The 23,529-nt window shown below is 61.3% G+C and carries 19 protein-coding genes; 3 read left to right on the top strand and 16 right to left on the bottom strand.

Annotated elements, in window-relative coordinates:
- Window positions 1–27 precede the first annotated feature (27 nt).
- Window positions 28–945, bottom strand: coding sequence for a DNA-3-methyladenine glycosylase (locus O3297_RS15575; protein WP_305049093.1), 918 nt, complete (start codon window positions 943–945; stop codon window positions 28–30).
- Window positions 946–1,013: 68 nt separating this feature from the next.
- Window positions 1,014–2,021 (bottom strand): XdhC family protein, encoded by a 1,008-nt coding sequence (locus O3297_RS15570; RefSeq protein ID WP_305049092.1) that lies wholly within the window; start codon window positions 2,019–2,021, stop codon window positions 1,014–1,016.
- Between the two features lie 98 nt (window positions 2,022–2,119).
- Between O3297_RS15570 and O3297_RS15565 the strand changes: the two genes are divergently transcribed.
- Window positions 2,120–2,260 (top strand): hypothetical protein, encoded by a 141-nt coding sequence (locus O3297_RS15565; protein WP_162835767.1) that lies wholly within the window; start codon window positions 2,120–2,122, stop codon window positions 2,258–2,260.
- An 82-nt stretch (window positions 2,261–2,342) separates the two neighbouring features.
- Here O3297_RS15565 and O3297_RS15560 read toward each other — a convergent pair whose 3' ends face one another.
- The 14 genes from O3297_RS15560 to O3297_RS15495 form a co-directional block, all read right to left on the bottom strand.
- Window positions 2,343–3,446 carry a M48 family metallopeptidase gene (locus O3297_RS15560; protein WP_305049091.1) on the bottom strand — a complete coding sequence of 368 codons (1,104 nt, stop codon included), beginning with the start codon at window positions 3,444–3,446 and terminating at the stop codon, window positions 2,343–2,345.
- Window positions 3,447–3,456: 10 nt separating this feature from the next.
- Window positions 3,457–3,906, bottom strand: coding sequence for a dUTP diphosphatase (dut, locus tag O3297_RS15555; protein ID WP_034785229.1), 450 nt, complete (start codon window positions 3,904–3,906; stop codon window positions 3,457–3,459).
- A 25-nt stretch (window positions 3,907–3,931) separates the two neighbouring features.
- Complete coding sequence (coaBC, locus tag O3297_RS15550) at window positions 3,932–5,152, bottom strand: bifunctional phosphopantothenoylcysteine decarboxylase/phosphopantothenate--cysteine ligase CoaBC (RefSeq protein ID WP_034785232.1); 1,221 nt, start codon at window positions 5,150–5,152, stop codon at window positions 3,932–3,934.
- 17 nt (window positions 5,153–5,169) lie between these two features.
- The gene (gene lspA / locus O3297_RS15545; RefSeq protein WP_034754175.1) at window positions 5,170–5,679 is read right to left on the bottom strand and encodes a signal peptidase II; all 510 of its coding nucleotides are present in this window, start codon (window positions 5,677–5,679) and stop codon (window positions 5,170–5,172) included.
- A gap of 183 nt (window positions 5,680–5,862) precedes the next feature.
- Window positions 5,863–8,763 (bottom strand): isoleucine--tRNA ligase, encoded by a 2,901-nt coding sequence (ileS, locus tag O3297_RS15540; protein WP_305049090.1) that lies wholly within the window; start codon window positions 8,761–8,763, stop codon window positions 5,863–5,865.
- An 81-nt stretch (window positions 8,764–8,844) separates the two neighbouring features.
- Complete coding sequence (locus O3297_RS15535; RefSeq protein WP_034785236.1) at window positions 8,845–9,816, bottom strand: bifunctional riboflavin kinase/FAD synthetase; 972 nt, start codon at window positions 9,814–9,816, stop codon at window positions 8,845–8,847.
- A gap of 186 nt (window positions 9,817–10,002) precedes the next feature.
- Window positions 10,003–11,214, bottom strand: coding sequence for a hypothetical protein (locus O3297_RS15530; protein WP_034785237.1), 1,212 nt, complete (start codon window positions 11,212–11,214; stop codon window positions 10,003–10,005).
- A 78-nt stretch (window positions 11,215–11,292) separates the two neighbouring features.
- Complete coding sequence (locus tag O3297_RS15525) at window positions 11,293–11,724, bottom strand: biopolymer transporter ExbD (RefSeq protein WP_177886013.1); 432 nt, start codon at window positions 11,722–11,724, stop codon at window positions 11,293–11,295.
- Window positions 11,725–11,829: 105 nt separating this feature from the next.
- Window positions 11,830–12,258, bottom strand: coding sequence for a biopolymer transporter ExbD (locus O3297_RS15520; protein WP_034785240.1), 429 nt, complete (start codon window positions 12,256–12,258; stop codon window positions 11,830–11,832).
- Window positions 12,259–12,263: 5 nt separating this feature from the next.
- Window positions 12,264–13,196: a MotA/TolQ/ExbB proton channel family protein gene (locus O3297_RS15515; protein WP_162835768.1), complete on the bottom strand. Its 933-nt coding sequence runs from the start codon at window positions 13,194–13,196 to the stop codon at window positions 12,264–12,266.
- A gap of 86 nt (window positions 13,197–13,282) precedes the next feature.
- Complete coding sequence (locus tag O3297_RS15510) at window positions 13,283–13,939, bottom strand: energy transducer TonB (protein ID WP_034785244.1); 657 nt, start codon at window positions 13,937–13,939, stop codon at window positions 13,283–13,285.
- A gap of 539 nt (window positions 13,940–14,478) precedes the next feature.
- Window positions 14,479–16,080, bottom strand: coding sequence for a SpoVR family protein (locus O3297_RS15505; RefSeq protein ID WP_052140385.1), 1,602 nt, complete (start codon window positions 16,078–16,080; stop codon window positions 14,479–14,481).
- Entirely contained in the window at window positions 16,080–17,348 is a 1,269-nt protein-coding gene (locus O3297_RS15500; RefSeq protein ID WP_034785247.1) for a YeaH/YhbH family protein, read from the bottom strand. Before O3297_RS15500 ends, O3297_RS15505 begins: the two co-directional genes overlap by 1 nt.
- Before the next feature lie 72 nt (window positions 17,349–17,420).
- Window positions 17,421–19,343: a PrkA family serine protein kinase gene (locus O3297_RS15495; protein WP_034785249.1), complete on the bottom strand. Its 1,923-nt coding sequence runs from the start codon at window positions 19,341–19,343 to the stop codon at window positions 17,421–17,423.
- Between the two features lie 597 nt (window positions 19,344–19,940).
- Between O3297_RS15495 and O3297_RS15490 the strand changes: the two genes are divergently transcribed.
- Entirely contained in the window at window positions 19,941–20,972 is a 1,032-nt protein-coding gene (locus O3297_RS15490) for an adenosine deaminase (protein ID WP_305049089.1), read from the top strand.
- 24 nt (window positions 20,973–20,996) lie between these two features.
- A complete protein-coding gene (locus tag O3297_RS15485) occupies window positions 20,997–23,528 on the top strand; it encodes an ABC transporter permease (RefSeq protein ID WP_305049088.1) in 2,532 nt (843 codons plus the stop codon).
- The last annotated feature ends 1 nt before the right edge of the window (window position 23,529 follow it).

Raw genomic sequence — 23,529 nt, 5'->3', positions numbered from 1 at the left:
AAGGGATAGACGCATGCCGCCCGCCGTTTATTCCCGCGCAGGTAAAATATTTATTTCCGGCGCATGCAGGCTGGCCCACAGGTGGGCGGCCGCCATGGTGCGGTGCGGCGCGTACTGGCGCAGCCATTGTTCCGTACGCGCCATGTCCGGCTTGCTCTCTTCGCCGAGCAGCTTTTGCAGGGCGGCGCGGATGGCCACGTCGCCGTGCAGCGAGCAGTCGGCATAGCCGTAGCCGCGCAGTAGCGCGTAATTGACGGTCCACGGGCCGATGCCCTTCACGGCCAGCAGCGCCTGGGAAATCGCCGCCACGTCGCCGGAGGGCGGCAGCTCCAGTGACAGCTCTCCGTCGTTGACGAGGTTTGCCAGGCGCAGCACGGTTTCGGCCTTGGCGCGCGAGAATTTGCGGCTGGTCAAATCCTCGATTTCCAGCCTGGCCACGTCGCGCGCCTCGGGATAGCACCACAAGCCGTCGCCGTGCTGGCGTCCCGCCCGCAAGATGAAGGTGCGGCGCAGGGCGATGGCGAACGGCAGGTTGATCTGCTGGCCGATGATGGCCCAGGTCAGCGCCTCGAAGGGACTGGCCGACTGCACGATGCGCAAGCCCGGATTGCGCCGGACCAAAGGCGCCAGCAGCGTGTCGCCGGCGGCCAGTTGCGCGAACGGTTGCGGGTCGATGCGCAGGCCGAGGATATTGAGCAGGGCGCCGTGCAGCCGTTCCTGAAGGCCGGCAGCGGCATCGCCATCGATGTCGGCGCGGCAGACGGCGGCAGCGTCCGTGAAGGCCACGTCCAGTACCACGGGCACGCCCTGCATCAGGATGCCCTTGCGCAGGCCCGTCGGCGTGACTTGTTCGGCCACGGCTTGCGCATCGCGGCTGTGGAAGGCGATGACATCGTCGCGGCGGTAGCCGGCGGGCAGGGGGAGGGTCCAGTGCAGCAGGGTCATGGTGGGCCAAAGTCAAAGACGGTATCAGGGAGGCGATGCGGGCGCACCGCGTTTCTTGCTGTTTGCCTTCAGCGCGCGCAGATGTCGGTGGTGGGCGGGCTCAGGGCTGCCGCGTGCTGGATCTGCAGGGCGTCGGGCACACCATTTTTCACGGCCGTCAGTTCGGCCAGGATGGAAATGGCGATTTCGGCCGGCGTCTTGCTGCCGATGTACAGGCCGATGGGGCCATGCAGGCGCGCCAGCTGTTCCGCGCTGACGTCGAACTGCGGCAGCCGTTCGCGGCGCCTGGCGTTGTTGGCGCGCGAGCCGATGGCGCCCACGTAGAACGCTGGGGACTTGAGCGCTTCCATCAGGGCCAAGTCATCGAGCTTGGGATCGTGCGTGAGGGCGACGACGGCGCTGCGGCTGTCGAGCTTTAGTTCCAGCACGAGATCGTCCGGCATGGCGTGCAGCAGGGGCACGCCCGGCACGTTCCAGCCGCCCCGGTATTCCTCGCGCGGGTCGCAGACGATGACGTGGTAATCCATGGCCGTGGCGATTTGCGCCACGAAGCGCGATAGCTGGCTGGCGCCGATGATCAGCAGGCGCCAGCGCGGGCCATGCTGCGTGGTGAGTACGCCATCGTCCAGTGCCAGCACGGCGCCCGGCGTGGCGCGCTGCAGGGTGACGGCGCCGCTGCGCAAGTCGAGGCGGCGCTCGACCAGTTCATGAGCTTCCAGGCGCGCCAGCAGTTCGGCCACGCGGCTGCCCGCATGCAGCGGCTCGATGGCCAGTTCGATGGTGCCGCCGCAGGGCAGGCCGAAGCGGTGCGCCTCGTCGGCGCTGATGCCGTAGCTGACGATTTCCGGCAGCGTGCGCACGATGCCATGCACGCGCACGGTGTCGATCAAATCATCTTCGATGCAGCCGCCGGACACGGAGCCGACCACCGTGCCATCGTCGCAGATGGCCAGGGTGGCGCCCACGGGGCGGGGGCTGGAGCCCCAGGTCTTGATGACGGTAACGAGTTCGCAGCGGTGGCCGGCGTCGAGCCAGGCGGCGCTGGTTTTCAGAACTTCAAGGTCGATGCTGTCCATGGCGCGCAGGAGGAAAGCCGCAGGTAAGCGGCAAAGTATGGAAAAGTATTCAAGATTGTGGATATACTACCTGTTCCATCACCCTGCGGAGAATTTTCATGTCAAATGAAGTCAAGACGCAAGAAGAGGGTATTCCCAAGTTCGGCAAGCTGCTCATCGTCCTGTTTCTAGCCGTGGTGTTCTGCGGTGCCCTGACCTGGATCATGGGCACCTACTTCCCCAACTTCCCGGGGGCCTGAGCAAACCCTGTTTGATCAGGATTGAGCACAGTGAGCATCGCAGACCGCAAAGCGCGACGCGCAGTAGGTTATGGTAGGCGTTCTAAGGCTTCAGCGGTTTCTTCGCCGCCTGCTTGGCGCGCACGTCGGTGACGGCGCGGTTCACGGCGGCCATGCGCGAGTTGGTGCCGGGATGCAGCGCCGTGTAGCCATTGGCGACCGTGGCCGGCACTTGCGTGGCCAGGCGCTGCCAGAAGCGTGCGGCGTTGTCGACGTTGTAGCCGGCGCGCGCCAGCAGGTAGATGGCCAGGGTGTCGGCTTGCACGTCGAGTTCCTGCGGCATGGCCTTGATGCCGGCGGCGCCCGTCAGCATCGACACGTCGGGCTGCACGGCGCCCAGGCTGTCGATGATGCTGCCGGCCGTGCCTGCCGTGCGCTGGCTGCGCGCGTGGTCGAGGATGTTGTGCGCCATTTCGCGGGCGATGACAAAGGCGATGCCTTCGTCGTTTTGCGCCGCATTGACCATGCCGCGCGTGAGCATGATGCGCGCGCCGTCCGAGTACGCGTTGACATTGTCCGCATTGCCCAGGGCGACGCGGAAGGCGCAGGCGCGCGTGACGGGAATCTTCAGGTCCTGCTGCTGGCCATCGCGGGCGATGGTCATGTTCAGGCTCGCGCTTTTCGAGGCCAGCGGGCCGACGATGGCGCCGAACGGGCCTTCCGCTTTCGGGCCGGCCGGCAGCGGCTTGCCTTCGGCGGCCACCAAGCCGTCGCCCTTGCGCAAGCCGGCGCGCGCGGCGCCGCTGCCCGGCAAGACGCCGGAGACCTGCATCTGTTCGCCGTAGCCGAGGGCCGCCTGGGCCGCGTCGGCATAGATGCCGGGGTAGGAATACTTATTCTGCGCCGTGAAGCCCAGCAGGTTGCGCGCATACGTCTTGCACAGGTCCGCATTGTTGATCAGCAGGGGCGCCGAGACTTTCGACAGGCGGTCCTGCAGCGCCACCATCTTCACCAGTTCTTCCTGCGCCGCCTTTTGCTGCGCCGTCGGGGCGGGCGCATCGGGTGCCGGCACGACGTTGAACGGACCGCTGACATGCGTCGTTGGCGTGGTGCAGCCGGCGAGGATGGCGGCACTGGCCAGCAGGAGGGGAGTGGCCAATCGGCGCAGCGAAGTTGGGGCTGGGATCAGATGGCGTAAACCTGGCATGAGAAAATCCTTAATGTTTGCCGGTGCTGCCGAAACCGCCAACACCGCGTTCGCTGTCGCCGAATTCCTCGACGACGTTAAAGCCCACTTGCAGCACCGGCACGATAATCAGTTGCGCCAGGCGTTCCATGGGATTGAGCGTGAAAGCGCTCTGGCCCCGGTTCCAGGTCGATACCATCAGCTGGCCCTGGTAATCGGAGTCGATCAAGCCTACCAGATTCCCCAATACGATGCCGTTTTTGTGGCCCATGCCGCTGCGCGGCAAAATCATGGCCGCATACGACGGGTCGCCGATGTGGATGGCCAGGCCGGTGGGAATGAGCACCGTCTGGCCCGCTTCGATGGTGATGGCTTCATCGATGCAGGCGCGCAGATCCAGACCGGCGCTGCCCGGCGTGGCGTAGGCTGGCAGCAGTTCTTTCATGCGGGCGTCGAGGATCTTGATGTCGATATTTTTCATTGAAGCTAAGTCGTCTAAAAATGGATTATTTGAGCAGTGAATTTTTTGCCAGCCGCTTCGAGATTTCCGAAATCAGCTGGCGCGCCAGGTTCAGTTTCGAGGCGCGCGGCAGCACGGTATGGCCCTCTTCATCGAACAGGATGATGGTGTTGTCGTCCTGGCCGAACGTGTTCTGGCCGATGTTGCCGACCAGGAGGGGAATCCCCTTCTTTTCTCGCTTGGTCGAGCCGAATTCCACGAGGTTTTCCGATTCGGCGGCAAAGCCCACGCAGTACGGATAGCCGGCCAGGTTGGTGCGCGCCGCCACGGTGGCAAGGATGTCGGGGTTTTGCGCGAACTGCAGTTCGGGCACGGAGCCGTCGGCCTGCTTTTTCATCTTCTGGTCGCTGGCGTTGGCGACGCGCCAGTCGGCCACGGCGGCGACAGCGACGAAGACATGCTGGCCGTCGACGTGGGCCAGCACGGCATCATGCATCTGCTGCGCGCTTTGCACGTCGATGCGGCGCACGCCGAAGGGCGCGTCCAGCGCCGTGGGGCCGGAAATGAGCAGCACCTCGGCGCCCGCTTCGCGCGCCGCGCGCGCCACCGCATAGCCCATCTTGCCCGAGGACAGATTGGTGATGCCGCGCACGGGGTCGATGGCTTCAAAAGTGGGGCCGGCCGTGACCAGCACGCGCTTGCCCGCCAGGACTTTCGGCTGGAAGGCGGCGATCAGCTCCGTCAGCAGCTGTTCCGGCTCCAGCATGCGGCCCAGGCCAACTTCGCCGCACGCCTGTTCGCCGGCGGCCGGGCCGAACAGCTTGATGCCGTCGTCGCGCAGCTGCTGCACATTGCGCTGCGTGGCGGGGTTCTGCCACATTTCCACGTTCATGGCCGGCGCCACCAGCAGGGGCAGGTGGGAGGGACGGGCCAGGCACAGGGTCGACAGCAGGTCGTCGCACACGCCGTGCGCGAGCTTGCGCAGAAAATCGGCCGAACACGGCGCGATCAGGATGGCGTCCGCATGGCGCGTCAAATCGATATGCGCCATGTTGTTGTCGATGCGCGCATCCCACTGGCTCGTGTGCACGGGGTGGCCGGACAGGGCCTGCATCGTGACGGCCGTGATGAAGTGGCTGGCCGCATCCGTCATCACCACTTGCACCGAGGCGCCGGCCTTTGTCAGCGCGCGGCACAGTTCCGCCGCCTTGTAGCAGGCGACGCCGCCCGAAAGTCCCAGAACGATTTTTTTGCCGGACAATTCCATGCCGTTCTCCTGCGTGTTTATTTGTTTACCCGGCGCAGTTCATCGATGATGAACAGGGCCGCGCCGATGCAGATGGCGCTGTCGGCGATATTGAAAGCGGGGAAATGGCCCCAGCTTTTCCAGTGGAAGTCGAGGAAATCGACCACGTGGCCGTACATCAGGCGGTCGATGGCGTTGCCCAGTGCGCCACCGAGTATCAGCGCCAGGGCCCAGCAGAACATGCGCTGGCCGGCGTGCTTTTTCAGCAGATAGATGATGTAGATGGCGGCCGCCAGGGCGATGCCGGTGAAGAAATAGCGCTGCCAGCCGCCCTGGTCGGACAGGAAGCTGAACGCGGCGCCCTTGTTATACGCGAGCACCAGGTTGAAATACGAGGTGATGACCATCTCTTGCGCATAGCGGAAGGTCTTCAGGATCGTGATCTTGGTGATCTGGTCGAACAGGATGACGATGGCGGCAATGCCCAGCCAGGGCACGAGCGACGCTGAGGATGACGATTTCGATGAAAAACGGTTTTTAGTGGCCATATTTTTCCAGGGAAGATAAAGCCGCCGCCTGGTAGCTGGCGGCGGTTGGGCTCATAGCATACAACGGCGGGCAAAATCGTAGCGAGCGGCAGTGAGTTGGGGCTGAGACGCGCAGCTGTACTTTAGTACAGCGAGCATCGCAGGCCGCAAATCGCGACGCGCAGTAGATTTTGACGACGTTGTTTATGCGAAACGGCGAGATTCGCCCTTTCCATACAGATTGCTGACGCAGCGGCCGCACAGGGTAGCATGCGCGGCGTCCGTGCCCACGTCGCTACGGTAGTGCCAGCAGCGCTCGCACTTCGGCGCCGTCGACGCGGTTACGACCACTTCCTCGGCCGCTTCGTCGGCCACCTCGGCCACCGTGGCTTGCGAGGTGATGAAGACGAACTTCAAGTCTTCGCCCAGGGTGGTCAACAGCTTGTATTTCATCGGCGCGGCCTTGATCGTCAGTTCCGCCTGCAGCGACGAACCGATGGCGCCCGAGGTGCGCAAGTCTTCCAGCTGTTTTGTCACGTCCGTGCGCACGGCGCGCAGTGCCGTGTATTTCTCCAGCAGGCCGGCGGCGTCCGAAACTTCCGGCAGCTGCCACCAGGTTTGCGTGAAGATGGTTTCATCGCTGGCGGCATAGGCTTCGCTTCCTGCGAAGACGGCCCATGCTTCTTCGGCCGTGAACGACAGGGCAGGGGCCATCAGGCGCAGCAGGCTTTGCGTGATGTGCCACAGTGCCGTCTGCGCGGAACGGCGCGCGTGCGACGTCAGGCCGGAGGTGTACAGGCGGTCTTTCAGGATGTCCAGGTAGAAGCCGCCCAGGTCTTCCGAGCAGTACGTCTGCAGCTTCGACACCACCGGGTGGAACTCGTAGCGCGCGTAGTTGTTCTCGATCTGCGTTTGCAGCGACGCCATGTTGGCCAGCGCATAGCGGTCGATTTCGAACATTTCCGCCACCGGCACGGCGTCCGTGGCCGGATTGAAGTCCGACGTATTGGCCAGCAGGAAGCGCAGGGTGTTGCGGATGCGGCGATACGATTCCGTCACGCGTTTCAGGATCTCGTCGGAGATCGACAGCTCGCCCGTGTAGTCGGTCGACGCGATCCACAGGCGCAGGATGTCCGCGCCCAGGGTGTCCGAGATCTTTTGCGGCGCCAGGGTATTGCCCAGCGACTTGGACATCTTCTTGCCTTCGCCATCGACCGTGAAGCCGTGCGTCAGCAGGGCTTTGTACGGCGGACGGCCGTTCAGCATCGACGATACGAGCAGGGACGAGTGGAACCAGCCGCGATGCTGGTCCGAGCCTTCCAGGTACAGGTCGGCCGGGAATTGCAGCTGCGTCGAGTGCGAACCATGGCCTTGCGGGCCGCCCAGCACCGTCTGGTGCGTGGCGCCGGAATCGAACCACACGTCCAGCGTGTCCTTGTTCTTGGCGTAGATGGCCGCTTCGTCGCCGATCAGGTCTTTCAAGTCCAGCGCCTGCCATGCCTCGATGCCGTCCTTTTCGATCAGCTTGGCCACTTGCTCCAGCAGTTCCGGCGTGCGCGGATGCAGGTCGCCCGTTTCCTTGTGTACGATGAAGGCCATCGGCACGCCCCACTGGCGCTGGCGCGACAGGGTCCAGTCGGGACGGTTGGCGATCATGCCGTGCAGGCGCGCCTGGCCCCAGTCCGGGAAGAACTCGGTGTCGGCGATGCCTTGCAAGGCCGTTTCGCGCAGGGTTGCGCCGCCGTCCTTCGGCGTCACGTCCATGCCGGCGAACCACTGCGAGGTGGCGCGGTAGATGATCGGCGTCTTGTGGCGCCAGCAATGCATGTAGCTGTGGTCGAACATCTTGACTTCGAACAGCGCGCCCGCTTCGCGCAAGGCGTTGCAGATCGGCTTCGACGCTTCCCAGATGGTCATGCCGCCGAACAGGGGCAGGGTCGAGGCGAACTTGCCGTCGCCCATGACGGGCTTGATGATGTCGTCGTCCTTCATGCCGTGCGCCTTGCACGAGATGAAGTCGTCCAGGCCGTAGGCTGGCGCCGAGTGCACCACGCCCGTGCCGCTTTCCGTGGTCACGTATTCGGCCAGGTACAAAGGCGACAAGCGGTCATAGAACGCGTCGGCCGCATGCAGCGGGTGGCGGAAGCTGATGCCGGCCAGGGCCGCGCCGTCGCACGTGGCGATGGTCGTGCCATCGAGCTTGAAGCGCGCCAGGCTGGCGACGACCAGGTCTTGCGCCAGGATCAGCAGCAGCGGCTGGCCATCGCGCTCGGCTTTCACCAGCGCATATTTGACTTCCGGGTGCACGTTCAGGGCCTGGTTCGACGGGATGGTCCACGGCGTGGTGGTCCAGATGACGATGAAACCGTTATCGGTCGGCAGGGAAGGCAGGCCGAAGGCGGCCGCCAGTTTTTCCGGTTCGGCGAACTTGAATCCGACGTCGATGGCGGGATCGCGTTTTTCCGCGTATTCCACTTCCGCCTCGGCCAAGGCCGACTGGCAGTCGAAGCACCAGTTGACGGGCTTCAGGCCGCGGTAGACATAACCTTTTTCCAGCAGCTTGCCCAGCGCGCGCAATTCGTCGGCTTCATTGCCGTGCGCCATCGTCAGGTAGGGGTTGTCCCACTCGCCCAGCACGCCCAGGCGGATGAAATCCTTTTTCTGGCGCTCGACCTGCACGTTGGCGTAGGCGCGGGCCTTTTCCAGCACTTCGGCCGTCGGCAGGTTCTTGCCGTGCAGTTTTTCGATCTGGATCTCGATCGGCATGCCGTGGCAATCCCAGCCCGGCACGTACGGCGCGTCGAAGCCGGCCAGCGAGCGCGACTTGACGACCATGTCCTTCAGGATCTTGTTGACGGCGTGGCCCAGGTGGATATCGCCATTCGCGTACGGCGGGCCGTCATGCAGGATGAATTTCGGGCGGCCGGCGGCAGCCTTGCGCACGCGCTCGTAAATCTTCTTGTCTTGCCATTGCTGTACCCATTGCGGCTCGCGCTTGGCCATGTCGCCGCGCATCGGGAACGGGGTTTCCGTCATGTTGACCGGGTATTTGCTTTCAGGCTTCTTGTTCTGCTTGGGCGTGGCTGGCTTGTTTTGATCGGACATAATCTTCTTTAATGGTATGGAGTATATTTTTGCAGCGGGTTGGCGGCGGCAGGTGCCGCCAGGCGGTGGAGTTGGCCGGCGTCAAATTCGGTCGGTGGCGGTAATGGCGCCGCTGCGCTGCTCAAAATACGCGCGCGCCTGATTCGAGTCGCGCTCGATGGCGGCCGTCAGGGTGGGCAAATCGTCGTACTTCTCTTCGTCGCGCAGTTTTTCCAGGAATTCCACGCGCACCAGCTTGCCGTAGCAGGACTGGGCGAAATCAAACAGATGCACTTCCAGCAAGACGCGGCCGCTGTCATCGACGGTGGGGCGCACGCCGAGGCTGGCCACGGCCGGCAGCGGCACCGGTCCCAGGCCATGTACTTGCACGATGAAGATGCCGGACAGGGCGGGGCGGTGCGCCACGCGCAGGTTCAGGGTGGGAAAGCCGAGGGTACGGCCCAGCTTCTGGCCGTGGATGACGTGGCCGGAAATCGCGTACGGATGGCCCAGCAACTGCGTCGCCAGCGGGAAATCGCCGGCGGCCAGCGCCAGGCGCACGGCCGAGGACGAGATGCGCGTGCTGCCGCTCATTACGGTAGGCAATGTTTCCACATGGAAGCCATACTGGCGGCCCGCTTCCTGCAGCATGGCCACGTCGCCGGCGCGCCGGGCCCCATAGCAGAAGTCGTCGCCGACCATCAGCCATTTCACGTGCAAGCCGTCGACGAGGACTTTTTCCGTGAATTCCTGCGGCGTCAAGGCGGCGAACTGGGCGCTGAAGTGCTCGACGACGACACGGTCGATGCCGGCGTCGTCCAGCGATTGCAGCTTGTCGCGCAAGTTGGCGATGCGCTGCGGGGCTTTGGACAGGTCGCCCGCGCGCTGCGCGAAGAATTCGCGCGGGTGCGGTTCGAACGTCATCACGGCCGCTTCAATGCCGAGTTCGGTCGCGGCGCCGCGCACGCGCGCCAGCAAGGCCTGATGGCCGATGTGGACACCGTCAAAATTGCCGATGGTCAGAGCGCAAGGCGCTCGTGCCTGGGCATTGGGAAGTCCGCGGAATACCTTCATAGGAATCTGATGAAAAACTGTGCCAAAAGGGGGATTATACGGACTGTTTCAGGGATGCACACCCGGCAGGGCGGGCACAGGGCGAATTTCACTGCTGAAATAACAAAAAGCGTTGCCGGCGGGTGTGCTGGCAACGCTTTTGGATGGCACTCGACTAGCTGCCTGCAACTCCCGGAGGATGTTGTCTTATTTATTCATCAACGTCCAGTAGCGGGCCAGGTCAGCCGCGCCATCCGTGCCCTTGACGGCTTTGAGTGCTGTCGAGGCATTGGACTTCTTGCCGGCGTGAATGTAAGCGATGCCCAGATGCAGCTTGGCTTCTTCCGCATACTTGGCGGTGCCCATTTTCACTGCATCGTTCATCAAGCCCAGGCCCTTGTCGGCCTGGCCGTCGTAGACCAGGGCGAAGCCCAGCTTGCTCAAGCTGTCGGCGTCCTTGTTCTTGACGTATTCCGCTTCCGACTTGGCGGCGTTGGCTTTCAGCTCGGCCTGGGTTTTCAGGGCCAAGTCTTTCAGGCGCTGGTGGCGTGGCGCATCGGCGCCGGTACCCAGTACGCCTTTTTTGTAGCCTTGCTCGATGATGCTCAGCGCTTCGCCAGGATTGCCTGCTTGCAGGGCCAGCTGGCTGATTTCCATGTATTCGGAAGGTTTGCTGAACAGGCCGTTGGCCAGGCGCAGGCGCTGGACGTCCAGGGCCAGGCGTTGCGAGAAGCCAGGCTTGCCCGAAACGCGGTTCAGCAGGTCAGCCCAGTAGCTGGTTTTCGGATAGCTCGATGCCAGTTTTTCCAGGGTGGCGACGTAGCCGCCCTTGTCGTTTTGCTTCAACTGGATGTTGGCCAGCATTTGCAGGCTTGCTTCCGAGTTGCCGCCGCGCGATTGCAGCTCTTTCGCCGCTTCGGCGTAGTTGCCGCTGACGTAGTAGGTCTGGATCAGCAGTTCGCGCATCTGGGCATCGTCGCGGTCTTTCAGCGAGCGCTTGATCCAGGTGATGGTGTTCGGCCAATCCTTGGCGCGGTAGTACATGCCGGCCAGGGCTTGCGTGAATTTCGGGGCTTCGGCGGCGCTCAGGCGGCCGGAATTGATGACGGCTTCAAAGGCCTTGATGGCGGTGCCGTTGTCGCCGGCGGCGGCAGCGGCCGAAGCGCGCACGCGTTCGATCTGGTAGCTTTCAAAGGCGGTCTTGCCGCCGACGCTGTCAGCTTCGCGCAGCTTGGCCAGCGCTTCCTTGTTTTTGCCGCTGCTAGCGAGTTTTTGCGCTTCTTGCAGTGGCTTGCCCACTTCGGCACGCACGGTGTCTGCGGCGTATGCCAGCGAGCCCAGGCCGATTACGGGAGTTGCTGCGGTAAAACCGATAGCGGCCATGACGAGGCCGAGATGAGCGAGACGAAACTTGGACATAAGAAAGTCTTTCAGTAAAAAGCGAATAGGCAGGAAGTCCTGCCTATTCGGATGTAAAGAGAACCTGATTGCTGCAGCTTACTGGAATTGCTCGTTGCCGACCAGACCGATTTTGGTCACGCCCAGACGCTGCGCCGACGCCATCACACCGGCGACGACTTTGTATTCCACCAGCTTGTTCGGACGCAAATGCACTTCCGGCTGGTCTGCTTGCGCAGCAACGTTGCTCAGCTTGGCTTCCAGCGAAGCGCGGTCAGGAATGACCTGATTGTCCCACAAGATCGTGCCGTCAAAATCGACATCGATCGTGACGACCACTGGTTCGGTTGTCGGTGGCGGCGGGGTGCCGACCGGCATGTTCAAGTTCACCGAGTGGTTTTGCTTAGGAATCGTGATGATCAACATGATAATCAGCACCAGCATCACGTCGATGAGGGGCGTCATGTTCAGTTCCATCATTGGTTCCGGATCCGCGCCTGCTGCGCTTCCCGAACCGACATTCATACTCATAGTGTTTCCTTTAAGAAGTCCAACGAAGCACCGGGCGAAACTGCCGCCCGGTCAGCTTCTGGCGGTGGCATCCCCATGTTGCCGGGACGCCGCCGCCAGTCGCTATCAGCCCTTGTCAGGTGGTTCGGTGATGAAGCCGACCTTCTGGATCCCGGCACGTTGGGTCGTGTAAATAACCCGGCCGATCGATTCGTAGCGTGTTTCTTGGTCGCCACGAACGTGTACTTCCGGCTGCGGTACTTTCACTGCTTCAACTTTAAGATAATCGAACAATTCGTTCGTGTCTTTCAGTCTGGTCTGGCCCAGGTAAATCTCACCGTCCTTGTTAACAACGATGTTGACGTTTTCTGGCTTGCTTTGAAGGGCTTGGTTGGCCTCGATCGGCAGATCGATTTTCTGCAATTTGAGGACAACCGGACTGGTGATCAAGAAAATGATCAGCAAAACCAACATGATGTCGACGAGCGGCGTCGTGTTGATTTCTGACATTACTTGATCTTCATCTCCGCTGTCGGAGCCGACGGACATCGACATGATTCTTATCCGATCTTTTTAGCGCCGGCAGCACGGCCAGCTTCGCTGGTCGACATTACGCCGGAAACCAGAACCGAGTGAACGTCGGCGCTGAACGAGCGGATGTCTTCCATTGCGGATTTGTTACGACGAACCAGCCAGTTGTAACCCAGAACGGCAGGAACGGCGACCAGCAGACCGAAAGCGGTCATGATCAGTGCTTCACCAACTGGACCTGCAACTTTGTCGATCGATGCGTTACCGGTCATGCCGATAGCGGTCAGCGCGCCGTAAATACCCCAAACGGTACCGAACAGACCGATAAACGGTGCGGTCGAACCAACGGTTGCCAGGAACGACAGGCCATCTTGCAGACGCGATTGGACTTTGTCCGAAGCGCGCTGGATCGACATCGTCACCCAGGTCGACAGGTCGATTTGTTCCAGCAGGGCGCCGTCATGGTGTGCGGTTGCCTTGGTGCCCGATTCAGCGATGAAGCGGAATGGCGAACCTTCGCTCAGGGTTGCCGAACCAGCAGCGATCGAAGGAGCTTTCCAGAATTTGGAAGCGGCTTCTTTGGCTTGCTTGAAGATCTTCATTTGATCCAGCAGTTTGGTGATGATGATGTACCAGCTGCCGATCGACATGATGGACAGGATGATCAGGGTAGCGCGTGGCACGAAGCCGCCGTCCCATACTGCGGACAGGCCGAACGGGTTGTGCACTTCTTCGGTTTTGGCTGGAGCTGCTGCATCAGCGGCTGGAGTTGCTGCTGCGTCTGCTGCTGGAGCGGCTGCATCTGCGGCAACTGGTGCTGGTGCAGCGTCTGCCGCAGGAGCCGAAGCGGCAGCCGATGCTGGCGCGTCAGCGAATGCCGGAGCTGCTACCAGAGCGGTAGTAGCGGTAACGGACAACAGAACCGCGGCAAAAAATGCGGACAAACGGGTATTCTTAAACATGCTTCCTCCAAAATTAAAAATAACAGATCGCTGAACGTAATGACAACGAAATCATAGTGTGAGACAGGGGATAACTGTCTCGGGTTTTAATCCAGCGACCAAACGTATTGCATTTGCTGCCAGCCTTGTTCCGGCTTGCCGTCAACTGTTGCCGGCTTAAATGTACAGCGGCTAATACCTTGCACCGCGGCTTTGTCCAGGTCTCTGAAGCCGCTGGACTTCACGATCTTCGAATCAGCGACCTTGCCGTCTACACCGATCAGGAACGACAGTGTCACCACACCGGTTTCCTCATTGCGCTGCGACGACTTTGGATAAGCCGGTTTTTCGCAGACACTGAAGTCAACCACGGCCGGTGTACGCACCGATTTGGCTGGTCCAGGAGTTGGCGCAGGCTGTGCAGGCGGTGCTGGCGGTGCCAATACATTCGTGGCTGGCTTCACAGCAGTCGTATTTGCAATCACGTTCTGTTGTGGCGGCGGCTGCTGCACGTTCACCTCGACTGGCGGAATGAATGGCGGCGGTGGCGCCTTCATTTCTGGCGGCGGTGGTGGCGGTGGAAGATCCTTCGGTGGAGGCGGTTTGACTTCCTCGATAATCTTGGTTTCAACCGGTTCCATCATTTTGGTAACTAACCGCTTGCCCAAGCCCGTCGCGATCCCGTAAGCCGCGAGAACGTGCAGCAGGACAACGACAGTTATGCCTGTGTAGTTCTTGGGACTTTTCTCGTTCGAAAAATTCATGCCTGCTTTCTCCAAATACCATCTCTTGTCTTGCAACTGAACCCCAAAATGACGACACAAAGCTCCAGCCGTATCCGGGACGTCGCCGAATTATACATACGAATTCTTTATTTTACACAGATTTTTAACGCCTAAAACCGGTTAAATTTTTGGCGCTTTTGCGCCCTGAAAACGTACTTGCTTATGTCATCTTTGCACGCTTTCGGACAGAAAAAAAGGCGGTCTTATCGGTTTTTTACAGCCGTTTTGGACGACCGCTGCTAAGTTCTCCGATGTGCCTATATGGCGGAATTATATTTCGTGATATCCAATATGGAAACTGCTAAATTTGGAGAAAAATCTTTCTTTATGGAAATGTTTTGGCTCTGAACCAGACCACTTAGCCTTCGGTGCGCACCAAACGGGTGCGGAACGCACTTCACCCAGGTCAAAAAAGGCGCTCCTGGAGGCCTATTTGAGGCCGTCAGGCCATACTGAATTCCTATACGGGCATAGGAAGCGCTTATATTCTTGCTATTGATTATTATCAACAAAACATTTCATGGCCGGACAACCGGGTCATCGCGCCGGTTGCGCTTCTCGCGCCGGCAATTCAGGGTGCCCAGGACCACGCCCTGAGGATCGACCGTATCGAGATGCACATCGAAGCCCCACAGCCGCGCCACATGCTTGAGCACCTCGGCTGCCTGCTGGTTCAGCGGGCGGCGCTGGAATTGCGTGTGGCGCAGGGTCAAGGCGCGGTCGTCGCGCGTATTCACGGACCACACCTGGATGTTCGGCTCGCGGTTGCCCAGGTTGTACTGCTCGGCCAGCTGCTGGCGCACGTAGCGGTAGCCGGCATCGTCATGGATGGCGGAAATGGCCAGTTTTTCATTCTTGTCGTCGTCAAGCACGGCAAAGAAGTGGAATTCGCGGATCAGCCGCGGCGACAAATACTGGGCAATGAAGCTTTCATCCTTGAAATTGCGCATGGCAAAGTCCAGGCTCTTGCGCCAGTCGCTGCCGGCCATGTCGGGAAACCAGGCGCGGTCTTCGTCCGTCGGGTGCTCGCAGATGCGGCGGATGTCGCTCATCATGGCAAAACCCAGCGCATACGGGTTGATGCCGCTGTAATACGGGCTGTCGATGGGCGGCTGGTAGACCACGTTGGTATGGCTTTTCAGGAATTCCATCATGAAGCCGTCACCCACCACGCCTTCGTCATACAGCTGGTTCAATATCGTGTAATGCCAGAAGGTGGCCCAGCCCTCGTTCATGACCTGGGTTTGCCGTTGCGGGTAGAAGTACTGGGAAATCTTGCGCACGATGCGCACCATCTCGCGCTGCCATGGTTCCAGCAGCGGCGCGTACTTCTCTATAAAGTACAGCAGGTTTTCCTCGGGTTCGGGCGGAAAGCGGGGGGCGGCCTTGCGCTGGTCTTCCTCGTCCTCGTCATCCTCGCGCCGGGGCAGGGTACGCCACAGCTGGTTGATCTGCGACTGCACATAGGCTTCGCGCTCTTTCTGGCGCGCATATTCCTTCGCCATCGACAGTTTCGCCGGGCGCTTGTAGCGGTCCACGCCATAGTTCTGGATGGCGTGGCACGAGTCGAGCAGCAATTCCACGGCATCGACGCCATGGCGCTGTTCGCATTCGGCGATGTAATTCTTGGCAAACACCATATAGTCGATGATGGCGTCCGCATCCGTCCAGGCGCGGAACAGGTAATTGCCCTTGAAGAAGGAATTGTGGCCGTAGGCCGCATGCGCGATCACCAGCGACTGCATGGTCAGGCTGTTTTCCTCCATGAGATAGGCGATGCAGGGGTTGGAGTTGATGACGATCTCGTAGGCCAGGCCCATCTGGCCGCGCTTGTAGCTTTTCTCGGTAGACAGAAAGTGCTTGCCGAAAGACCAGTGGTTGTAGGAGACGGGCATGCCCACCGAGGTATAGGCATCCATCATCTGTTCGGCCGTGATGATTTCCAGCTGGTTCGGATAGGTGTCGAGGCCAAACTGTTTCGCTACGCGACGGATTTCCTCGTGGATTTGCTCGATCAGCTCGAACGTCCATTCCGACTGCTCGGGCAGGGCATTCGGGTGGCGCAGGCGCACGAACGGTTCGCCCGGGGTGTTGCTGGCGCGGTCAAAGGCTGCACTCATCATTTCACCTGTTTCTTGAACAGTTCGCGGAAGACCGGGTAGATATCGGCCGGCGTGACGATCTTTTGCATGGCGAAATGGGCGTGATGGTCGAGCACACCCGCGTATTGCTCCCACAGGTTTTGCTGCGGGCCATCCGTGATCTCGACATAGGTGTAGTACTGCACCTTGGGCATGATGGTGTTGATCAGCAACTGGCGGCACAGCACGGAATCGTTGTCCCAGTTGTCGCCGTCGGACGCCTGCGCCACATAGCTGTTCCATTGCCCGGCGCCATAGCGCTCGTCGATGATGGTGTTGAGCAAGTGCAGGGCGGAGGATACGACGGTGCCGCCCGACTCGCGCGAATTGAAGAATTCATGCTCGTCCACTTCGGCCGCCGCCGTATGGTGACGGATGAAGACGACTTCGATCTTGTCGTAGACGCGCTTGAGGAACAGATATAACAGGATGAAGAAGCGCTTGGCCGTATCCTTGCGCGATTCGTCCATGGAGCCGGACACGTCCATGATGCAGAACATGACGGCTTGCGTCATCGGCTTGGGCACCTTGACGCGGTTGCTGTAGCGCAAGTCGAACGGGTCGATGAAGGGAATGGCCAGCAGGCGCGTGTGCAGGTGGTGGATCAGGCGGCGCAGTTCCGTGACCAGCGGGTCGCTGTCGGGCGCGCCTTCGTGCAGCAGTTCGGCCAGGTCTTCCTCGGCCTGCGCCAGCTGCTTGCGGGCGCCGCCGCCGACGGCGATGCGCCGCCCCAGCGCGCCGCGCAAGGAACGCAGCACATGGATGTTCGATGGCGTGCCCGACATATTGTAGCCGGCGCGCTGGTTCTTGAATTCCGTGGTGGCCGTCAGCTGGGTTTTCACCATATGCGGCAATTCCAGGTCCTCGAAGAAATAATTCATGAATTCTTCGCGCGACAATTCAAAGATGAAATCGTCTTCCGTCGTCTCGTCGCTATTGCCCGCCTTGCCCCGCCCGCCGCCACCGCCGCCTTTCGGCCGGGCGATCTGGTCGCCTTTCAGGTATTCCTTGTTGCCGGGATTGACCACTTCCCATACGCCGCCATGCGCGTGGCCGAACGATGGTTCGCCCACGTCCTTGACGGGGATGCTGACCTTCTCGCCATTCTCGACGTCCGTGATCGAGCGCCCCTTGATGGCACGCCCCACGGCATCCTTGATCTGGCCCTTGTAACGCCGCAGGAAACGCTCGCGGTTGACGGCGGATTTATTCTTGCTTTGCAAGCGCCTGTCGATGAGATATGTCAAAGGGTGCCTCCTTGCCTCTCGTCTCGCGCGCCCCGCCATCCATCGGGCGGGAGCGCGCCTTCGCTGTCCGCGCTATGACGACTTGCGTACGCGCAAGTACCATTCGCATAACAGGCGTACCTGCTTGGCCGTATAGCCTTTTTCCACCATGCGGGCCACGAAGTCGGCGTGCTTGTTGGCATCGTCGGCGCTGGCCTTGGCATTGAAGGAAATCACGGGCAGCAATTCCTCCGTATTCGAAAACATTTTCTTTTCAATCACGGTGCGGAACTTTTCATAACTGGTCCAGGCGGGATTCTTGCCGCCGTTCGAGGCCCGCGCGCGCAAGCCGAAGTTCACGATTTCATTGCGGAAATCCTTCGGATTGGAAATTCCCGCCGGCTTCTCGATCTTTTCCAGTTCATTGTTCAGCGATTCGCGGTCGAAACTTTCGCCCGTGTCCGGATCGCGGTATTCCTGGTCCTGTATCCAGAAATCGGCAAACGTCACATAGCGGTCGAAGATGTTCTGTCCGTATTCCGAATAGCTTTCCAGGTAAGCCGTCTGGATCTCCTTTCCGATGAATTCCACATAGCGCTGCGCCAGGTGCTCCTTGATATAGGAGAAGTAGCGCTGCTCGAGTTCCGGCGCGAACTGCTCGCGCTCGACCTGCTGTTCCAGTACATATAATAGATGCACGGGATTGGCGGCCACTTCGGAATTGTCAAAGTTGAACACTTTCGACAGGATCTTGAAGGCAAAGCGCGTCGACAAGCCGTTCATGCCTTCATCCACGCCCGCGTAATCGACGTATTCGTGCATGGACTTGGCTTTCGGGTCCGTGTCCTTGAGGTTCTCGCCATCGTAGACGAGCATCTTCGAAAAGATGCTGGAGTTTTCCGGGTCTTTCAGGCGCGACAGGATGGCGAACTGCGCCATCATGCGCAGGGTGCCGGGCGCGCATGGGGCCTTGACCAGCGAGGAATTGGCCACCAGCTTGTCGTAGATCTTGATTTCATCGGAGACGCGCAGGCAGTACGGCACCTTGACTATATAGATACGGTCAAGAAACGCCTCGTTGTTGCGGTTGTTCTTGAAGGTCTTCCATTCCGACTCGTTCGAGTGGGCCAGAATGATGCCGTCGAACGGGATGGCGCCGAAGCCTTCCGTGCCCTTGTAATTGCCTTCCTGCGTGGCCGTCAGCAGCGGGTGCAAGACCTTGATCGGCGCCTTGAACATTTCCACGAATTCCATCAGGCCCTGGTTGGCCAGGCACAGGCCGCCCGAATAGCTGTAGGCGTCCGGGTCGTCCTGCGCATAGTCTTCCAGCTTGCGGATGTCGACCTTGCCCACCAGCGAAGAAATATCCTGGTTGTTTTCATCGCCCGGCTCCGTTTTCGAGATGGCGATCTGTTTCAGCACGGACGGATAGCGCTTGACGACGCGGAACTGGTTGATATCGCCATTGTATTCATGCAGGCGCTTCACGGCCCACGGGCTGGGGATGTTGCGCAGGTAGCGGCGCGGGATGCCGTAATCCTCTTCCAGGATGGTGCCGTCCTCTTCCTCGTTGAAGAGGCCCAGCGGAGATTCGTTGACGGGTGAGCCTTTCAGGCAATAGAAGGGCACATGCTCCATCAGCGACTTGAGCTTTTCCGCGATCGACGATTTGCCGCCGCCGACGGGCCCCAGCAGATACAGGATCTGCTTGCGTTCTTCCAGGCCTTGCGCCGCGTGGCGGAAATACGAGACGACTTGCTCGATGACTTCCTCGGTGCCGTAGAACTCGCGGAAGGCGGGATAGATCTTGATGATCTTGTTGGCGAAGATGCGCGACAATCGCGTGTCGTTGCGCGTGTCGACCAGTTGCGGCTCGCCGATGGCGGCCAGCATGCGTTCGGGCGCGCTGGCATAGGTCAGCTTGTCCTTCTTGCACAGGGCCAGGTATTCGGTGAGCGACATTTCCTCTTCGCGGGTGCGCTCGTAGCGTGCTGCATAGTTATCAAAAATGGTCATGTCAATGTCCTTTAATGTAAACCTGTACTGCCAGTCACCATGGCCGCCCGCCTGGCACTCGCCTGGGCTTGCCGTCTGAACTTTTCCTGTACCCCGTATCGATTTTTATTGTTGTTTCAAGCCCGGCTGTCTTTGCGAGTCCGGATTGCCCGGACCAAAAAACTGGCGCTTGATGCCGTGTGCTGACGTAGCCAGCCGGCTTTTTTTTCACTGTTGATAGCGCTTGTTGCACCTACCTTTACCCCATGAAATTTATTATTGCTCTAAAGGATCAGGAAGTCAAAAGATATGTCAGCATATCCTTAATACTTGTTTGTAAATTGTTGATTTAATTGGATAAATCATCAGATTTTCCATCAATTTCAATGAACCTTTTTGTACCTTTTAAATCATCATACGACAATTCGCCAGCGCGTGCCGGAGCCGGCCATGGCGCTGCCGCAGCCTGCGCCATGGCGGCCGGGCGCCGGTGAGGCTGGCCATCTTGCGCTAAGATGCCTGCATGTCTGATGGCCCTGCGCGCCGCGCGTGCGTCTTCCGCACCGCGCCCGGCGCGTGCGAGCCAGCATTTTTATCGTCACCCTATAAGGAACACCCATGATGAACCCCCAATTGCGCGCGATCGTCCGCGGCATGCCGAAGGCCGAACTGCATATCCATATCGAAGGCTCGCTGGAGCCAGAACTGATTTTCGCACTGGCCGAGCGCAATGGCGTGCCGCTGGGCTATGAATCGGTGGAACACTTGCGCAGCGCCTATGCTTTTACGGATTTGCAGTCTTTTCTCGACATTTATTACGCTGGCGCAAGCGTGCTCTTGAAAGAGCAGGATTTCTATGACATGACGCAAGCCTACCTGCGCCGCGCCGAAGCCGATAACGTGCTGCACACGGAAATCTTCTTCGACCCGCAAACCCACACGGCGCGCGGCGTGGCCATGGCTGACGTGATCAACGGCATCCACCGCGCCTGCCAGGACAGCCCCGTCAGCGCGGCCCTGATCCTGTGCTTCCTGCGCCACTTGAGCGAGGAAGAAGCGTTCGAGACCCTGGAAGACGCGCTGCCGCACCGCGACAAATTCATCGGCATCGGTCTCGACTCGTCGGAAGTGGGCAACCCGCCCGAGAAATTCTCGCGCGTGTTTGCCCGTTGCCGCGAGCTGGGCCTGCACCTGGTGGCCCACGCGGGCGAGGAAGGTCCGCCAGCCTACATCCGCACGGCACTCGACGACTTGCAGGTCGAACGCATCGACCATGGCGTGCGCTGCCTGGAAGACGCGGAACTGACGGCCCGCCTGGCGCGCGAACAGATCGCCCTGACCGTCTGCCCGCTGTCGAACACCAAGCTGCGCGTGTTCGACCAGATGCATGACCACAACCTGGTGCAACTGCTCGACGCCGGCCTGCTGGTGACGGTGAACTCGGACGATCCCGCGTATTTCGGCGGCTACATGAACGACAATTTCGACGCCATCTTCGACGCCTTGCCGCTGGGCCTGTCCCACGCGCAACGCCTGGCGCGCAACGGTTTCATTGCCGCCTTCCTGCCGCAGGCGCAGAAAGACGCCTTCCTCGCTACCGTCGATGCGTATTTCGCCCAGCACGCGGCCGCCCACGGCAGCGCGCAATAACATCCTCATAAAGACCCGCCGCCCATGTTCCGCCTCTCCCTGAAAATGACCGGCCGCGACTGGCGCGCCGGGCAACTGCGTTTCCTGCTCGTTGCGCTGATCGTCGCCGTGGCGGCCCTGTCGGCCGTGGGTTTCTTCGTCGACCGCCTGCGCGCGGGCCTGAACCGCGACGCGCACCAGTTGCTGGGGGCCGACCTGGTCATCAGCGCCGACCAGCCCGTCAATGCCGCATGGCGCGCGGAAGCGCAGAAGCGCGGCTTCCTCCTGGCCGACACGGTGACGTTTCCCAGCATGGCGCAGGCGGGCGAGGGCGAACAGTCGCTGTCGCAGCTGGCGTCCATCAAGGCCGTCTCGCCCGGCTACCCGCAGCGGGGCAAGCTGAAGATCACGACCAAACCGGGCGAGGCGCAGGATGCCGTGGGACGGCCAACCGACCAGGTGCCGGCGCCCGGCACCCTGTGGGTCGATGCGGCCATCCTGTCCAGCCTGAACGCCAGGCTGGGCGACACTCTGACCCTGGGCGACAAGGCATTTACGGTCACGCAACTGATCGCCAGCGAGCCCGACCGCGGCGCCTCCTTCCTCAATTTCGCGCCGCGCGTGATGCTGCCCCTCAGCGATCTTGCCGCCACGGCGCTGGTGCAGAACGGTTCGCGCGTGTCATACCGGCTGCTGCTGTCGGCGCCGCCCGCCAAGGCGGCCGAGCTTGCGCAATATCAAACCTGGCTGGAAAGCCAGATCAAGACGCAGGCCATCAAGGGCGTACGCATCGAGTCGCTGGAATCGGGCAGTCCGCAGATGCAATCGACCCTGGACCGCGCCGACCGTTTCCTGTCACTCGTCGGCTTGCTGTCGGCCATGCTGGCGGCCGTCGCCGTGGCCATGGCGGCGCGCCGCTTCATGCTGCGCCACCTGGATGCGTGCGCCATGCTGCGCTGCCTGGGCTTGACGCAAAACCAGGTCACGGCCATGTACGTGATCGAATTCCTGCTCGTTGGCTTGGCCGGCAGCGTGGTCGGCGTGATGGTGGGCTTCGGCGGCCACCTGGTGCTGCTGGAGCTGTTGGGAAAACTGGTGCAGAGCGACCTGCCACCCGTCTCGATGCTGCCCGCACTGCAGGGCGTGGCCACCGGCATGCTGTTGCTGCTGGGCTTTGCCCTGCCGCCGATTTTGCAGTTGCGCAATGTTCCCCATAACCGCGTGATCCGCCGCGAACAGGAGCCGCCGCAGGCGCTGGCCGTGGCCACGTATGGCCTTGGCATCGCCGCCTTCGTCGTGCTGCTGTTGTGGCAGGCGGGCGACGTGAAACTGGCGCTGCTGACGGCGGCCGGTTTCCTCGGCGGCTTCGCCCTGTTCGGCCTGGCCGGCTGGCTGGGCATCCGCTCGCTGAAAACCCTGCGCGGCGCCTTCAATCACCAGGGCTGGCGTTTTGCCGTCACTTCCCTGCAGCGCCGCCCGGGCGCCACCGTCATCCAGGTGGTGTCGCTGGCGCTGGGCCTGATGGCCTTGCTGCTGCTGACGGTGGTGCGCGGCGACTTGATGGTGGCCTGGCGCAACGCCACGCCGCCGGACGCGCCGAACCGCTTCATGATCAATATCCTGCCGGAACAGAAAGACCCGATCGCCGCGCGCCTGGCCCAGGCCGGCGTGGCCAACGCGCCCTTGTATCCGATGATACGCGGGCGTTTGGTGGCCGTGAACGGCAACGCCATCACGGAAACGACCTACGAGGATGACCGGGCCAAGGGCCTGGCCGACCGCGAATTCAACCTGTCGACGATGGCCACGATGCAGGAAGAAAACAAGCTGGTCGCCGGCAAGTGGTTCGGCAATGGGCCCGGTGCGCCGGCCGAGGCGTCGGTGGAGGAGGGCATCGCCAAGACATTGAAACTGAAACTGGGCGACAAGCTGCGCTTCGACATCGCCGGCCAGCCCGTGGAAGCGGCCATTACCAGCTTGCGCAAGCTGGAATGGGGCTCGATGCGCGTCAATTTCTTTGTCATCATCAATCCGGCCGCGATGGCGGACACGCCGCAGACGTGGATCACGGCCTTTCACCTGCCACCCGCGCAGGCGGACCTGGGCAATGCCTTGCTGCGCGATTATCCGAACCTGACGGTGGTCGACGTGGGCGGCGTGCTCAAGCAAATCCAGGGCGTGCTGGACCAGGTAGTGACGGCCGTCGAATTCCTGTTTGCCTTCACGCTGGCCTCGGGCTTGCTGGTGCTGTATGCGGCCCTGATGGGCTCGCAGGACGAGCGCACGCGCGAAGCGGGACTGCTGCGCGCGCTGGGCGCCACGCGGCGCCAGCTGGCACAGGCCCAGTTGATCGAGTTTTCGCTCGTCGGCGCCCTGGCCGGCTTGCTGGCGGCATCGGGCGCGGCCGCCATGGGCTGGGCGCTGGCCACGTACCAGTTCAAGTTCGCCTGGAGCTTCGCGCCTGGCGTGTGGGCCTTTGGTTTGCTGGCCGGCGCCCTGTGCGCGATTGCCGGCGGCTGGCTGGGCTTGCGTAACGTGCTGAAACATCCGCCCCTGCAGACCTTGCGGGAAGGCTAGT

The organism is Janthinobacterium sp. SUN128, from assembly GCF_030587275.1.
Classification (GTDB): Bacteria; Pseudomonadota; Gammaproteobacteria; order Burkholderiales; family Burkholderiaceae_D; genus Janthinobacterium; species Janthinobacterium lividum.
Note: the sequence above shows the minus strand (reverse complement) of the source record. Positions and strands in the feature narration are given on the sequence as shown.

What these genes read in the sequence shown, in the direction of transcription:
- O3297_RS15575 (WP_305049093.1), bottom strand. Translation starts at nt 945, where the DNA reads ATGACCCTGCTGCACTGGACCCTCCCCCTGCCCGCCGGCTACCGCCGC.
- O3297_RS15570 (WP_305049092.1), bottom strand. Translation starts at nt 2,021, where the DNA reads ATGGACAGCATCGACCTTGAAGTTCTGAAAACCAGCGCCGCCTGGCTC.
- O3297_RS15565 (WP_162835767.1), top strand. Translation starts at nt 2,120, where the DNA reads ATGTCAAATGAAGTCAAGACGCAAGAAGAGGGTATTCCCAAGTTCGGC.
- O3297_RS15560 (WP_305049091.1), bottom strand. Translation starts at nt 3,446, where the DNA reads ATGCCAGGTTTACGCCATCTGATCCCAGCCCCAACTTCGCTGCGCCGA.
- dut (WP_034785229.1), bottom strand. Translation starts at nt 3,906, where the DNA reads ATGAAAAATATCGACATCAAGATCCTCGACGCCCGCATGAAAGAACTG.
- coaBC (WP_034785232.1), bottom strand. Translation starts at nt 5,152, where the DNA reads ATGGAATTGTCCGGCAAAAAAATCGTTCTGGGACTTTCGGGCGGCGTC.
- lspA (WP_034754175.1), bottom strand. Translation starts at nt 5,679, where the DNA reads ATGGCCACTAAAAACCGTTTTTCATCGAAATCGTCATCCTCAGCGTCG.
- ileS (WP_305049090.1), bottom strand. Translation starts at nt 8,763, where the DNA reads ATGTCCGATCAAAACAAGCCAGCCACGCCCAAGCAGAACAAGAAGCCT.
- O3297_RS15535 (WP_034785236.1), bottom strand. Translation starts at nt 9,816, where the DNA reads ATGAAGGTATTCCGCGGACTTCCCAATGCCCAGGCACGAGCGCCTTGC.
- O3297_RS15530 (WP_034785237.1), bottom strand. Translation starts at nt 11,214, where the DNA reads ATGTCCAAGTTTCGTCTCGCTCATCTCGGCCTCGTCATGGCCGCTATC.
- O3297_RS15525 (WP_177886013.1), bottom strand. Translation starts at nt 11,724, where the DNA reads ATGAGTATGAATGTCGGTTCGGGAAGCGCAGCAGGCGCGGATCCGGAA.
- O3297_RS15520 (WP_034785240.1), bottom strand. Translation starts at nt 12,258, where the DNA reads ATGTCGATGTCCGTCGGCTCCGACAGCGGAGATGAAGATCAAGTAATG.
- O3297_RS15515 (WP_162835768.1), bottom strand. Translation starts at nt 13,196, where the DNA reads ATGTTTAAGAATACCCGTTTGTCCGCATTTTTTGCCGCGGTTCTGTTG.
- O3297_RS15510 (WP_034785244.1), bottom strand. Translation starts at nt 13,939, where the DNA reads ATGAATTTTTCGAACGAGAAAAGTCCCAAGAACTACACAGGCATAACT.
- O3297_RS15505 (WP_052140385.1), bottom strand. Translation starts at nt 16,080, where the DNA reads ATGAGTGCAGCCTTTGACCGCGCCAGCAACACCCCGGGCGAACCGTTC.
- O3297_RS15495 (WP_034785249.1), bottom strand. Translation starts at nt 19,343, where the DNA reads ATGACCATTTTTGATAACTATGCAGCACGCTACGAGCGCACCCGCGAA.
- O3297_RS15490 (WP_305049089.1), top strand. Translation starts at nt 19,941, where the DNA reads ATGATGAACCCCCAATTGCGCGCGATCGTCCGCGGCATGCCGAAGGCC.
- O3297_RS15485 (WP_305049088.1), top strand. Translation starts at nt 20,997, where the DNA reads ATGTTCCGCCTCTCCCTGAAAATGACCGGCCGCGACTGGCGCGCCGGG.